13 protein-coding genes are annotated in these 12701 nt (G+C 71.6%); 5 read left to right on the top strand and 8 right to left on the bottom strand.

Annotated features, from left to right (window positions below; translation table 11 throughout):
* Positions 1–128: 128 nt before the first annotated feature.
* From ACZ6MA_RS10830 to ACZ6MA_RS10810, 5 genes are all read left to right on the top strand, one after another.
* Positions 129–380 carry an acyl carrier protein gene (locus ACZ6MA_RS10830; RefSeq protein WP_469432780.1) on the top strand — a complete coding sequence of 84 codons (252 nt, stop codon included), beginning with the start codon at positions 129–131 and terminating at the stop codon, positions 378–380.
* A gap of 98 nt (positions 381–478) precedes the next feature.
* Entirely contained in the window at positions 479–1225 is a 747-nt protein-coding gene (gene fabG, locus ACZ6MA_RS10825) for a 3-oxoacyl-[acyl-carrier-protein] reductase (RefSeq protein WP_469432779.1), read from the top strand.
* A 54-nt stretch (positions 1226–1279) separates the two neighbouring features.
* Positions 1280–1945 (top strand): DsbA family protein, encoded by a 666-nt coding sequence (locus ACZ6MA_RS10820; protein ID WP_469432777.1) that lies wholly within the window; start codon positions 1280–1282, stop codon positions 1943–1945.
* Complete coding sequence (locus ACZ6MA_RS10815; RefSeq protein WP_469432775.1) at positions 1942–2148, top strand: MbtH family protein; 207 nt, start codon at positions 1942–1944, stop codon at positions 2146–2148. The genes ACZ6MA_RS10820 and ACZ6MA_RS10815 overlap by 4 nt, the downstream gene beginning before the upstream one ends.
* A gap of 169 nt (positions 2149–2317) precedes the next feature.
* Positions 2318–4261: an ABC1 kinase family protein gene (locus tag ACZ6MA_RS10810; protein WP_469432774.1), complete on the top strand. Its 1944-nt coding sequence runs from the start codon at positions 2318–2320 to the stop codon at positions 4259–4261.
* Positions 4262–4325: 64 nt separating this feature from the next.
* Here the strand turns inward: ACZ6MA_RS10810 and ACZ6MA_RS10805 are convergent, their stop codons facing one another.
* Genes ACZ6MA_RS10805 through ACZ6MA_RS10770 form a run of 8 tightly spaced genes read right to left on the bottom strand, consistent with a single transcriptional unit; the run spans position 4326 to position 12691 of the window.
* On the bottom strand, positions 4326–5537 hold the full coding sequence (locus ACZ6MA_RS10805; RefSeq protein ID WP_469432772.1) for a cytochrome P450 family protein: 1212 nt from the start codon (positions 5535–5537) through the stop codon (positions 4326–4328).
* Positions 5538–5577: 40 nt separating this feature from the next.
* Positions 5578–6483 (bottom strand): 3-hydroxyacyl-ACP dehydratase FabZ family protein, encoded by a 906-nt coding sequence (locus ACZ6MA_RS10800; protein ID WP_469432770.1) that lies wholly within the window; start codon positions 6481–6483, stop codon positions 5578–5580.
* Positions 6480–7583, bottom strand: coding sequence for a beta-ketoacyl synthase N-terminal-like domain-containing protein (locus ACZ6MA_RS10795; protein ID WP_469432769.1), 1104 nt, complete (start codon positions 7581–7583; stop codon positions 6480–6482). The genes ACZ6MA_RS10800 and ACZ6MA_RS10795 overlap by 4 nt, the downstream gene beginning before the upstream one ends.
* Positions 7580–8590: a hypothetical protein gene (locus ACZ6MA_RS10790; protein WP_469432768.1), complete on the bottom strand. Its 1011-nt coding sequence runs from the start codon at positions 8588–8590 to the stop codon at positions 7580–7582. The genes ACZ6MA_RS10795 and ACZ6MA_RS10790 overlap by 4 nt, the downstream gene beginning before the upstream one ends.
* Before the next feature lie 51 nt (positions 8591–8641).
* Positions 8642–9391, bottom strand: coding sequence for an alpha/beta fold hydrolase (locus ACZ6MA_RS10785; RefSeq protein ID WP_469432767.1), 750 nt, complete (start codon positions 9389–9391; stop codon positions 8642–8644).
* Positions 9388–10293 (bottom strand): beta-ketoacyl synthase N-terminal-like domain-containing protein, encoded by a 906-nt coding sequence (locus ACZ6MA_RS10780; RefSeq protein ID WP_469432765.1) that lies wholly within the window; start codon positions 10291–10293, stop codon positions 9388–9390. Before ACZ6MA_RS10780 ends, ACZ6MA_RS10785 begins: the two co-directional genes overlap by 4 nt.
* Positions 10290–11417 (bottom strand): beta-ketoacyl synthase N-terminal-like domain-containing protein, encoded by a 1128-nt coding sequence (locus ACZ6MA_RS10775; protein ID WP_469432764.1) that lies wholly within the window; start codon positions 11415–11417, stop codon positions 10290–10292. Before ACZ6MA_RS10775 ends, ACZ6MA_RS10780 begins: the two co-directional genes overlap by 4 nt.
* A complete protein-coding gene (locus ACZ6MA_RS10770; protein WP_469432763.1) occupies positions 11414–12691 on the bottom strand; it encodes a beta-ketoacyl-[acyl-carrier-protein] synthase family protein in 1278 nt (425 codons plus the stop codon). The genes ACZ6MA_RS10775 and ACZ6MA_RS10770 overlap by 4 nt, the downstream gene beginning before the upstream one ends.
* Positions 12692–12701 lie beyond the last annotated feature (10 nt).

Raw genomic sequence — 12701 nt, 5'->3', positions numbered from 1 at the left:
CGGTGACGAGTGGCAGCTTGCTGAAAGCCGCCTTGCCGGTGGTCGGCCACGCCTCCTAGAAATGTGTCCGACCGAGTTTCGTCATTGTGGCTGAAATAAGTCGGCAAACCGAAAGGGCTGAATCCGTCGTGAGCGGTACGTACGAAGAGCGCCTGGCCAAGATCAGCGAAATCATCTGCGACATTCTCGAACTCGAGGAGGACGAGGTCACCGAGACCAGCCTCTTCAAGGAGGACCACGGCGCGGACTCGCTGCGGGCCATCGAGATCCTGGCCGCGCTGGAGAAGGAGTTCGGCATCGTCATCGACCAGTCGGAGCTGTCCCGCATGGTCCATCTCAAGGGTGTCCACGAGGTCGTCGCGGAGTCCGCCGGCTGGTAGCGGGGGTCGGTCGATGCCCTGCTGATTCTCGCCAGGGCATCACCGCCGCCACGGGCAGCACAGGCCGGTGCGGCCGACGCAAAGGTTGAGGGAGAGCAATGACGAGCAAGGACACCCGGGTCGCCCTTGTCACGGGCGGTTCGCGTGGCATCGGGCGGGCGACGGTGCTGCGACTGGCGCGGGACGGCTTCGATGTCGCCTTCTGCTACCAGTCCAATGACGAGGCCGCCCGCGAGCTGGAGAAGCAGGTCACCGAGATCGGTGTCCGCGTCCTGGCCCGCAAGGCCGATGTGACCGACGCCGAGGCGGTCAAGGCCCTGGTCGCCGAGACCGAGGAGCTGCTCGGACCCGTCGACGTGGCGGTGACGGCGGCGGGCATCACCCGCGACAACCCGCTGGTGATGATGACCGATGACCAGTGGCACCAGGTGCTCGACGTCAATCTCGACGGCGTCTACCACCTCTGCCGCGCCGTGGTGTTCTCGATGATGAAACGGAAGTCGGGAGCGATCGTCAATCTCTCCTCCGTGGCCGGGGTGTACGGCAACGGCACCCAGACGAACTACTCCGCGTCCAAGGCGGGGATCATCGGATTCTCCCGGGCCCTCGCCAAGGAAGTGGGCCGCTACGGCATCCGCGTCAATGTGGTGGCCCCGGGCTTCATCGACACGGACATGACCTCCGTGCTCACCGGCGCCGTCAAGGAAAAGGCCCTGGAGCAGGTGCCGCTCGGGCGGCTGGGCAGCGCCGAGGAGGTCGCCGACCTCGTGGGGTATCTCGCCTCCGACCGGGCCGGCTATGTCACCGGTTCGGTCCTGCAGATCGACGGCGGCATCACCATCTAGTCACGCCCGGACACACCGGCTGCGCCGGGCCCCGGTATTTCCAGGAGGCATTCGTTGGCCATCAAGCCACCGCGCTGGTATTTCTCACTGCGCAGCCCGTACTCGTGGCTCGCGTTCCGTGACCTCACCGAACGGTACCCGGATGTCGCGGACGCCATCGAATGGCGCCCGTACTGGGAGCCGGACGAGGTCAGCAACCGGCTGCTCGCCGAGGAGGGCGTCCGGCTCCCGTACGTCCCCATGTCCAAGGAGAAGCACTTCTACATCCTCCAGGACGTCAAGCGGCTGAGTGCCGAACGGGGACTGTCCGTCGCCTGGCCCATCGACAAGAACCCCAACTGGGCCGTGTCCCACCTCGGTTATCTGGTGGCGCAGGACGAGGGCCGCGGCCGTGACTACATCGGCGCGGTCAGCGCGGCCCGCTGGGAGCGCGGCCTCGACATCGCGGACCGGAAGGTCATCGCCGGCGTCGCCGAGGAACTGGGCCTGAACCCGGACCGGGTGGCGAACGCGGTGGACGACGAGGAACTGCGCTCGCGCGGCCTCGATATCCTCCGCGAGATGGAGCGGGACGGGGTGTTCGGCGTGCCCTTCTTCATCCACCGCCGCGACAAGTTCTGGGGAATCGACCGGCTCCCCGCCTTCGCCCAGACGGTACGGGACGCCCGGGCCGTCGGAGCGACCACCGCTACGACCCGCACGGAAGGAACAGCATCATGAGCAACCCCTTCGAGGACGAGAACGCCGACTACGTCGTTCTCGTCAACGACGAGAACCAGCACTCCCTGTGGCCCGCCTTCGCGGAGATCCCGGCCGGCTGGACGAGCGTCTTCGGCCAGGACAAGCGCGCCGCCTGCCTGGAGTACGTCGAGCGGAACTGGACCGACATGCGCCCGAAGAGCCTCATCGAGGCCATGGGCTGACCGTCCACCCCAAGCTGCGGGGCCCCGCGTCGAAACCCCCGACGACGCCGGGCCCCGCTTTGTGCTGGCAGCTTGTTGCGAGACGCCTTGTTCCCGATGAGAACGGCCTGTTAGAAGAATTTCGAGAGATCCAGATTCCGAGACGATCCGCGTTCTTTAAGGAATATGCATGACGATAGCGATCGCCGTCGCCGCGGCGGCCAGTTTCACGCTGTTCCTGGTGGTCTACCCGGTGATCGCGCGACGGCTCCTGGGGGTACGGGTGGGCGGCGTGCGCACCCTGCTGACCGGGGGCGTGGCCCTCGGCGGGATCCTGCTCTTCAGCACCGTCATCCGCACCCCGGACCGGCGCGGACTGCTGATGGGCGTACAGATGGGCTGCGCCCTGCTGCTGGCCATGGGGTTCCTGGCGGTCTCGGAGATGGTCGTCCCCAGCGGTTCGACCACCGGGTGGCTGCGCGCGGTGCGCTCCCGCGCCGTGCGGGCCCGCCGCTACTCGCAGATCAGCGGCATCGCGCTGCGGCACGGGCTGCGGCCCTATCTGCGCGGCCGCGGCCGCGCGGGGCGCGAACCGGGCATCGCCCGGCTCGCCCGGCCGCTGCGCCAGGCGCTGGAGGAGGGCGGGCCGACCTTCGTCAAGTTGGGACAGGTGCTGTCGACCCGGCACGACCTGCTGCCGGCGGAGTTCATCCAGGAGCTGAGCCGGCTGCAGTACCAGGTGCCGCCGGAGCGCCCGGACCGCATCGCCCAGCAACTTCGGGAGTCCTTCGGCAAGCCCCCCGAGGACGTCTTCGCCGACTTCGACCACGAGCCGCTCGCCGCGGCCTCGATCGCGCAGGTCCACCTCGCCCGGCTGCACTCCGGCGGCGCGGTCGTGGTCAAGGTCCAGCGCCCCGGCGTCCGGGCGAACGTCGAACGGGACCTGGACATCATCTGCCGGATGGCCCGGGTGCTGGACCGGCGCGCCCGCTGGGCCCGCACCCTCGGCATCATCGACCTGGCCGAAGGCTTCGCCGGCTCGGTGCGCGAGGAACTCGACTTCCGGGTGGAGGCACGCAACCTGGCGACCGTCCGGGCCGCGTGGGCGCAGCGCGCGGCGGGCGCGGCCGTGGCCATCCCCGACACCTGCGAGGACCTCAGCGGCGAACTCGTCCTCGTGCTGGAGCGGTTGCCGGGCAAGCCCATCAGCGCGGACGACGGGCGGCTGGGCGGTTCGCCGGAGGAACGGTCCGAACTCGCGCGCTCGCTGCTCGGCAGCCTGCTCACCCAGGTCCTGGTCGACGGCACGTTCCACGCCGACCCGCACCCGGGCAACATCCTGCTCCTCGACGACGGCCGGGTCGGCCTCGTCGACTTCGGCTCGGTCGGCCGGCTCGACGGGCAGATACGGGCGGCGCTGCGGCGTTTCCTCATGGCGGTGCACCACGCCGACTCCGCCGCCCTGCGGGACGCGCTGCTGGATCTGGTGGCCAGGCCGGAGGAGATCGACGAGCAGGAGCTGGAGCGCTCGCTGGGCCGGTTCATGGCACGTCATTTCACCCCGGGCTCCGCGCCGGACGTGAAGGTGTTCGTCGACCTCTTCCAGCTGGTCTCCCTGCACGGGCTGGGCATCCCGCCCGAGGTCGCCGCGGTGTTCCGCGCGCTGGCGACCCTGGAGGGGACACTGACCCGGCTGTCGCCCGGTTTCGACATCGTGGCGGAGTCACGCTCCTGGGCGGCGGCCGACAAACGCGCGGGAAGCATGGGCGGCTTCGCCTCGGTCGGTGCCCCGCTGGAGAGCGAGCTGTACTCCGCGCTGTCCGCGCTGCGGCGGCTGCCGCGCCGGATGGACCGGGTCACCAGCGCCCTGGAGGAGGGCCGGCTCGGGGTGAACGTGCGGGTGTTCGCCGACAGCCGGGACCGCCGCTACATCCGCGCCCTCGTCCACGAGATCCTGCTCACCATCCTCGCGGCCACCACCGGGCTGATGTCGGTGATCCTGCTGCACGCCCACGGCGGGCCGATGGTCACCGCCTCGATCCGGCTCTTCGAGGTCATCGGGTACCACCTGATGGTCTTCAGCGGTGTGTTGTGTCTGCGGATCCTCTTCGTCATCTTCCGGGCCCAGCGCTGAAGCGTCCGGCGATGCCGCCCCCGGCCGGGGGCGGCATCGCCTCGCGCGTCCGCGGTGCCCGCGCTCACCACACCACGGGCAGGGACTCCAGGGGACGCACCACCATGCTCTGTACGTAGCGGAGCCCGTCCGGGTCGGCCGCCGGCCGGGCGCCGGGGAACCTGGCGAAGAAGCGGCGCGCCGCCACCTCCGTCATCAGCTTGGCCAGGTGCGCGCCCGAGCAGTAGTGGATGCCGTGGCCGAAGCTGAGGTGGGCGGGCTTGGGGCGCTTCAGGTCCAGCTCGTCGGGCCGCTCGGGGAACGGGCACCGGTCACGGTTGGTCGACATCGCGGAAATGATGACGATCTCGTCGGCGGGGATGGTGACCCCGCCGATCTCCACCGGCTCCAGCGTGACCCGCTGGAGCGTGTTGGAGATGGGGCTGACGTAACGGATCAGCTCGTCCATCTCCGCCGTCCACCGGCCGGGTGCGGCCAGCAGTTCGGCGCGCTCCTCCGGGTGGGTGAGGAGGGTCTTCAGCACACCGCCGATGAGGCTGGCGGTGGTGTCGTTGCCGCCCGTCATCAGCGCGAAGCTGGTGGAGAGGATCTCCGTGTTGCTCAGCCGGCGGTCGGGATCGGCGTGGATGAGCGCGGAGATCAGATCGTCGCCGGGCTCACGCTCCTTCTCCGCGATGAGCGCCGCCATGTAGGCCGACAGCTCCTTGACCGTGCGGTCCGCCGCGGGGTCGGTCGGGTCGGTCGCCCGCAGCTCCGTCGACCAGCGCAGGAAGTCGGGCCAGGCCGTGGCCGGCACGCCCATCAGCGTGGCGATGACGATCACCGGCAGCGGATCGGCGTAGTCGGCGATCAGATCGGCGCCCCCCTTCGCGGCCAGCCGGTCCAGCAGCTCGTCCGCCACGGCCTCGATGCCCGGCCGGAGGGCGTCCGCCCGGCGGGGGGTGAATGCCGCGCTGATGGCCCTGCGCAGCGGTGTGTGCCGCGGCGGTTCGAGGTTCGCCAGATGGTTGGCGTGTTCCGGGGGAGGCGTGAGGGTGGTCCCGGTCAGCTTGGAGATCAGCTGGTAGTGCGTGTGGATGTCACGGCTGAGCCGTAGATCGGAGAGGGCCGCCTTGGCGTCCTCGTGCCGGGTCACCACCCAGGCGTGTCCGCCTCCCGGCATATGGAGCTTGGAGACCGGCTGCTCCTCGCGGACCCGCTCCAGAACCGGGTAGGGGTTCTGGGTGAAGTCGTCGGTGAGCATCCAGTACTTGGAGAGTTTCGGCTGTTGCGTCATGTCTTCCTTCAGGGCCGGGAGTTCGCTCGTCACCGGGGGGTCAGGCGGGCCGCAGATGATCGCCGGGGCGGAAGGCCATCACCATCTGCCCGACGGACATCACCGGGCCCGCGCCGCTGTGGCTCTCGCCCTCGAAGATCACCGAGTCGCCGAGCGACCGGGACAGCGTGATGCGGTGCTCGATGACGTCACCGGGGAGGACGGGGCGGTGGAAGACCGCCTGCGACACCGACCCGAACAGCATCACCTGGCTCCGGGCACCGGGCGTTGCCGCCGAGGCGAGCAGCCCGGCGGCCTGCCCCCAGGACTCGATCAGCAGGGACGCCGGGTAGGCGAGGTCCCGGCCGGGGGTGAGCCCCGCGTACCAGGGCTCGTTGTGTGTGACGGACTTGACGACGGTGATCCGCTCGCCCGGGTCGAGTGCCGTGATCCGGTCGACCAGCAGCATCGGGTACCGGTGCGGCAGCAGGCTCGCCACCTCGGGCGGTTCCGCCTCCCCGCGCGGACGCCCGGCCACGGTGTCGTGGCCGGCGTCCGGCGGCTGCGGGGCACTGCCCGCCGCCCGGTACCTGAGCCGGACGGACGCGGCGGCGCCGCGCGCGGTGGCGGCGGTCGCCGACATCCGCCAGTCGCCGTCCTTGCGACGCCACTTCAGCGCGAAGTCCAGCACGTCGCCGGGGAACGCCGGCCCCGTGAACCGGGCCGACTCCACAGCCGCCAGCTCGACCGGCTCCGGCGCCGTGGCCAGCGCGCCGCGGTGCGCGCAGTCCACCACGCACACCCCCGGGAAGATCGGGAAGTCCGGGTAGTGCCCGGCGAACACCGGCTCGTCGGGGGAGACGGTGAACCGGGTCGCCGCGCTCCCGTCCTCCCCCCGCGGGGAGACCACGGTTACGTGCCCGGCCACCGGGCTGATGCCGGGCTCCCGTGCCAGGGTGGCGGTCATGACGCCGCCAGCCGCAGCACCGCACAGGACAGCGAGCCGTCCCGGTCCACCGAGGTCGCCACCGCGAGCCGGCCGGCCGCCTCGGCGTCACCGTCGGCGGTGGCCAGCAGCATCGCGATCTGGAACGCGCCGGAGGCGGCCGAGACATCGCCCAGCGTGCCGACGTCCGGCACCCGCTCCAGCGCCCGCGCGCCCACGACCGAGGCCAGTACCTCGCGCTCGACCAGCCCGGCCACGCCGGGGGCCTCGCTGTGACTGGCCGCCCACACCTCCTCCGCCGCGCCGCCGGACGCGGCGAGCGCGGACCGTACACAGGCCTCCAGCGTCACCCGCACGTCCTCGCCGAACGCCACCCGCGACTCGACCGCCAGGATCTCGGCGAGCGCGGGACGCTCCGGGCTGGCGGTGCCGGCGGGCTGGATGAGCAGCATTGCGCAGCCCTCACCGAGCGCCGGACCGCCCGCACCGGGCTCCCGGCTGTGCCGCTCCAGCCAGTAGCGGGCCGAGGAGAACTCCTCCGCCGCGCCGCACAGCACCGAATCCGCCCGCCCGGAGGACAGCAGCCGCGTCGCGTAGTTCACCGCCGACAGGCTGGCCGTCCGGCCGCCCGCCAGGGTGGTGTTGGGCCCGCGCATGCCGTACCAGATCGCACACTGGCCCGCCGCGCAGTTCATCACCGCGTTGGGCATCTGCGCCGGGTCGACGTCGAACGGCCGCGCCCCCACCAGGGAGCTGCGGGTGAAGTCCATCATGCTGGCGACGCTGCCCGTGGTGGTGCCCAGCACCAGCGCGGCCCGGTCCCCGGTCTCCCGGTCCCGGTCGGCCCCCGGCTGCTCCAGCAGGGCACCCACGGTGGTCACCGCGAGCCCGGTCACCCGGTCCATGGAACGGGTGCCCTTCTTTCCCAGCACCTCGCGGACCTCGAAGCCCGGCACCAGGTGGGCGTCGCCCTCCGGTACCCGCCAGCGCGCGGTGTCCACCGGCGCGGACGTCGCCCGCCCGGCCCGCAACCCCTCGACCAGGGCCTCGGCGCCGATGCCGAAGGGGGACACTGCCGACCACGCCGAGATCACCGGCCGGGACACGGTCGCGGTGCTCATGCGGCCACCCGCTTCGGGGTGCTCAGCGCGGAGACCGTCGCCTCGTCGAACGTCGCCATCGACCACTCGTTGGGGGCGTGCTCGGTGAGATAGCCGTGGGTGATGGTGCCGGTCACGGTCCGCACCAGCGCGCCGTCACGGATGACGTAGCAGTCCATCCGCGCGGTGTAGAGAAGGCTCTTGAAGACGTTCTCGATGGTGTAGACGGTGTACAGCTCCTCCTCCATCAGCGTCTCGTCGAGCAGCCGCAGCTCCGACTGGGTGACGACCGGGATCCAGTTCCGGGTGTCCAGCACCTCCTTGATCGCCAGGCCGCGGGAGGCGAGGAAGAGGTCCTCGACCTCCTCCATCACCCGCAGGAAGCCCGACATCTGCACCCGGTCGTTGAAGTGGCAGTAGAAGTAGGGCATCCGCCAGCGCCAGCCGAACGCGTTGTCCTCACCGATCAGCTCGTCGAGCACCGGGTCGCCGTCGACGGTCCCACGGCCCTCGACGAGGCTGCCGTACGGGCTCGGCGTCGCGGCCAGCTCCAGCCGGTCCCCGGAACCCAGGGTGCGCACGGCGAACCGCTCCAGGCCCGCCGGGTACGCCTGTGAGGCGGCGATGTGGTCGTCGATCCGCAGCGCCACCCGCACCGTGGACGTGGCGCACTTCAGGCGCTCCCCGTCCCGCTCGACGAACTGCGCGACCTTGAAGGTGAACTCGGTGGCGCCGTCCTTCGTCGCCGGGGTGACCTCCGCCTCCACCTCGTCGTCGACGTCCAGCAGCGCACCGAGCCGGGAGCGCAGCTCCACGACCTCGAAGCCCAGGCCGAAGCGCTTGTACATCGAGCCGACGGACAGCCCCGCCGCACGGAAGTGGCTCAGTACCGCCGCCTCCGCCACGTAGTTGATGTGCTTGAAGCCGATCGCGAAGCTGATGTTGTTGCCCTCGAAAACGGGGCGCAGCCGGGTCGTGGTCTTCTGGTCCAGCAGCGCCGCCACAGCGGGATCGAGCACCGGGCTCATCGCTGACTCCTTCAATTCGGTCATGTCGGTTCGCTTTTCTTCGGTTCGTGTTCAGCGGGCCGGGGCGAGCCGGGCCGGTACGCGGTCGAGGAACGCGGTCACCGCCTCGGCGAAGGCACGCGGCCGGTCCAGCATCGGGAAGTGGCCGCCCTCGGGCAGGATCAGCGCCTCGCCCGCCGGCAGGTCCGCGGCGAGGTGCCGGGCCTCGGCGACGGGCGCCGTGACGTCCCGCTCCGCGCCGATCACCAGAGCGGGCACGGTGATCGCGTCCAGGCGCAGCCGGGGTGAGTTGAGATAGGCGTCGAAGAACCGCAGCCACCCGTAGGGGCCGATCCATTCGCAGAGCCTGCGGGCCATGTCGGCCCGCAGGTCCGCCGGGACGGGCCGGTCACCGGACTGCAGCCGGATGGCCTCCGACATCGTCTCGGGGAAGCTGTCCAGCAGTGGCGCGATCATGTTCCAGTGGAAGTCGTCCGGGTCCCGCCGGTAGAACGGCGTCACCAGGACCACCCCCGCCGTCCCCGGCCGCTCGCCCGCCAGTGCCCGGCGGGCGAGCAGCTCCAGCAGGGGCAGCGCGGTGAACGAGTGGGCGACCACCAGGTCCGGCCCGCCGGGCACGGCGGCCAGGATCTCGGCGAGCCGGCCCGCCGAGTCGGTCTCGAAGCGCCAGGTGTCGATCCCGTCGCTGCGCCAGGGCAGATCGGGGGTGTGCACCCGCACGTCGGAAGGAAGGTGCTCCCGGGTGCGCGACCAGATGGCGCCGTTGTTGCCGAGCCCGTGCAGCAGCACGACCTGTCTCATGAGGTGGGCCCGCAGGGGGTGAGGGCGAGCCCGGCGGAGGCCGTACCGGCCCCGCCGAGCAGCGCGTACACCGGCTCGGTCCGCCCACTGGCGGCCCAGCCGACGGCCGCGGCGCACTGCAGGACGCCCAGCGCGCCGGAGCACTCGCCCCAGCCGTGCGGGCCGAAGTACTGCGCGCCGGCCGGCACGAGCGCCGGGTCGTCGGTGAACCACCCGGCGCCGCCGGGTGCCATGCGGGTCAGTTCGTCCGCGCAGGCGGCCGGGGAGGCGGCCCGGACCGCCGGGCCGAGCGTGACCTTGGCCCGGTCGCCGTCCCCGGCACGGCCGAGGACCACGGCCGCGCCGCCGTCCACGACGGGTCCGCCCACGAGCGCCCGCGTCACCTCGTTGTCGGGCTCCACTCCCAGGACGAGCATGTGGTCGGCGCGGCCGGACCGGACCGTCAGCGCCGCCCAGCGCACCGCGTCCAGACCGGAGGTGACGCCGTTGCACACCGTCAGGTTCGGGCCGCGCAGATCGAAGCGGATCGCGGTCTCCGAGGCGGTGATGTTGCTGGAGGCGTTGGGGGTGTCCATCGGGCTGAGCCCGGCGGTGCCCTCCTTCGCGATGGTCGCGACCGCCCGGCAGACCGTGTCGGCGTTGCCGAGATTGGTGCTGACGACGACGCCGACCCGGTCACCGGGCACGGTGAGCCCGTCCGCCGTCAGCAGTCCCGCGTCGGCCAGCGCGGCCGAGGCGAGGCACAGCCCGAGCTGGGTGGCCCGGTCCTTGTAGCGCAGCCCCTTCTTGCCGATCAGGGCGGCGGGGTCGACCCGGTCGCCGGGCGCGGCGGGCCCGAGCAGGCCCCGGGGGTCGGTGAGTCCGGGCAGCAGCAGCCCCGCACCGGTGATCGCGACGCTCATGCCGCACCCGCCACGATCGCCACGGCGTTGACGCCGCCGAACCCGAAGCCGTTGACCTGGGCGACGCCCACCGGCTCGGCCAGCGGGGTGCCGGTGACCAGCCGCAGCCCCGCGGCCTCCGGCAGCGGATCCGACAGTCCGGCGATCGGTGGTATCCGCCCGGAGGTGATGGCGGACAGGGCCACGAGCAGGCTCATCAGCCCGGCCGAGCCGGAGGTGTGGCCGGTCTGTGACTTGATGCCGGTCAGGGCCGGCCGCGCGCCGGCGAAGACCTCGGCGGTCACCTGGGCCTCCATGAGGTCGTTGACGGGGGTCCCGGTGCCGTGCAGCAGCACCAGGTCGATGTCCTCCGGTGCGGTCCCGGCCGCCGCGTGGGCCTGCCGGACGGAGGCCGTGATGCCCTCCCGGTCCGGTGCCGTGGGGTGCCGGGCGTCGCAGTTGACGGCCACCGACCGCAGCCAGCCGCGCACCGGACGGCCGGGGGCCGTCTCCCGGCGCAGCACGACCGCGGCCGCCCCCTCGCCGAGGATGGTGCCCTGCCGCGCGACGTCGAACGGGCGCACGGCGGGCGGCGGGTCGAACTGCACCCGGTCGGCCTGGCCGAACATCGACTCGGTCACCGCGTCACAGCCGGCCACGATGACCGTCTCGGCCTCGCCCTGCTCCAGCAGGTCCCAGCCCAGGGCCAGCGCGTACAGCGACGCCGAGCAGGCATTGGCGAAGGTATGGGTGTCCAGCGCCCCGAACCGCTCCCGCAGCGCCGGACCGAAGTCCAGGTCCGCGGCGTCGAAGGGAACGCCGTCACGCCACCACAGCTCCAGCGACCGCAGCTCCCGCAGACCCGTGCCGACCAGGATCGGCACCCCGCTCAGGTCCTCGCCGAGCCCGGCGTCCGAGGCGGCCTGCCGCACGGCCTCGACGAGGAAGCGGGTCGCCCGGCCGGGCTCGTCGCCCTCCCCGGACCGGTCGTCGATCTCGAAGAGCCGCTGTGCCTTGAACTTCTCCCGGTCGAAGCCGCGCAGCGGGGCGAGCCCGCTGCGGCCCGCGCACAGTCCGGCGAAGATCTCATCGGGGGTGTTCCCGATGCTCGCCACCGCGCCGATGCCGGTGATCGGAAAACTCATGCCGCGCTCTCCCGGCTCTCCCGGTGCTCCTGGCTTTCCTCGTATTTGCCGAGGATGACGATCGCGTTGTTGCCGCCGAACGCCAGGCCGTTGTTCTGCACGACCCGCAGGTCCGCCTCGACCGCCTGGTTCGGTACGCAGTCGATCTCGCACTCGGGGTCGGTCTCGGTGTGGTTGATCGTGGGCGGGATGAAGCCGTGGGCGATGGCGAGGCCGCTGGCGATCGCACCGAGCGCGCTCGCGGCACCCATCGTGTGGCCGAGCATCGACTTCAGCGAGATCGTGCGCGGCGGGGCGCTGCCGAAGACGTCACGGATGGCGCGGGCCTCGGTGATGTCGTTGGCCTTGGTGCCGGTGCCGTGCGCGGAGATCAGATCGACCTCCTCCGGCTTCACCCCCGCGTTCTTCAGCGCGATGTCCATGCAGTTCGCGACGCTGGCACCGTTCGGGGCGACCTGGTGGTACGCGTCGCAGTTGAGCCCGTAGCCGAGCACCTCGGCGTAGATCGTGGCGCCGCGCGCCAGCGCCGAGTCCAGGCGCTCCAGGACCAGCACGCCCGCGCCCTCGCCGGTGAGGATGCCCTTGCGGTTGACGTCGAAGGGCTGGCAGCACTCGGGCGCGATGGTGCCCAGCCGGTAGAAGCCGGTGAACGTCTTGCGGCACATCGCGTCGGCGCCGCCGCACAGCGCGAACTCCGCCTCGCCGGAACTCACCGCGTCGAAGCCGTACCCGATCGCGTAGTTACCCGCCGAGCAGGCCGTCGCGATGGTCTGCGCCTCCACGTTCGTCAGGCCGAGTTCCTGGGCGATGGCCGTCGACAGCCGCACCGGGGACACCCGGCGGACGACCTCGGGGTCCATCCGCTCGGGGCCCTCGGCGAGTTCGACGGCCACCAGCCGGTCGAGCTCGTAGGACTCGCCGTCGGTGGTGCCCAGCGAGATCAGCCCGCGCCGGCCGGCGAGCCGCTCGGGCTCCAGGCCGGCGTCCCGCAGGGCCATCCGGGCCGCGCCGACCGCGAAGCGGCTCGCGCGGCCGAGAGAGGAAATGGGGGTGTTGTGCACCCACTGCTCGGGATCGAACGAGGAGACCTCACAGCCGTTGCTGTGCGCGAAGCCCTCGACGTCGAATATCGAGATGGGCTTCGCACCGCTGCGGCCCGCCTTGAGGCTCTCGGTGAATTCGGCGGCACCGATGCCGATGCTGGACACCACGCCGAATCCGGTGAGCACCACACGGTGCCTTTCCGGCGCACTGCCGGGAAGTGTTGAAGACATAGCTTTCCTT

The sequence above is a fragment of the Streptomyces sp. NPDC042259 genome (assembly GCF_055582085.1).
Note: the sequence above shows the minus strand (reverse complement) of the source record. Positions and strands in the feature narration are given on the sequence as shown.

Bases quoted from the DNA above. Each gene is read 5' to 3' on its own strand.
- fabG (WP_469432779.1), top strand. From the start codon at position 479: ATGACGAGCAAGGACACCCGGGTCGCCCTTGTCACGGGCGGTTCGCGT.
- ACZ6MA_RS10815 (WP_469432775.1), top strand. From the start codon at position 1,942: ATGAGCAACCCCTTCGAGGACGAGAACGCCGACTACGTCGTTCTCGTC.
- ACZ6MA_RS10810 (WP_469432774.1), top strand. From the start codon at position 2,318: ATGACGATAGCGATCGCCGTCGCCGCGGCGGCCAGTTTCACGCTGTTC.
- ACZ6MA_RS10805 (WP_469432772.1), bottom strand. From the start codon at position 5,537: ATGACGCAACAGCCGAAACTCTCCAAGTACTGGATGCTCACCGACGAC.
- ACZ6MA_RS10800 (WP_469432770.1), bottom strand. From the start codon at position 6,483: ATGACCGCCACCCTGGCACGGGAGCCCGGCATCAGCCCGGTGGCCGGG.
- ACZ6MA_RS10795 (WP_469432769.1), bottom strand. From the start codon at position 7,583: ATGAGCACCGCGACCGTGTCCCGGCCGGTGATCTCGGCGTGGTCGGCA.
- ACZ6MA_RS10790 (WP_469432768.1), bottom strand. From the start codon at position 8,590: ATGAGCCCGGTGCTCGATCCCGCTGTGGCGGCGCTGCTGGACCAGAAG.
- ACZ6MA_RS10785 (WP_469432767.1), bottom strand. From the start codon at position 9,391: ATGAGACAGGTCGTGCTGCTGCACGGGCTCGGCAACAACGGCGCCATC.
- ACZ6MA_RS10780 (WP_469432765.1), bottom strand. From the start codon at position 10,293: ATGAGCGTCGCGATCACCGGTGCGGGGCTGCTGCTGCCCGGACTCACC.
- ACZ6MA_RS10775 (WP_469432764.1), bottom strand. From the start codon at position 11,417: ATGAGTTTTCCGATCACCGGCATCGGCGCGGTGGCGAGCATCGGGAAC.
- ACZ6MA_RS10770 (WP_469432763.1), bottom strand. From the start codon at position 12,691: ATGTCTTCAACACTTCCCGGCAGTGCGCCGGAAAGGCACCGTGTGGTG.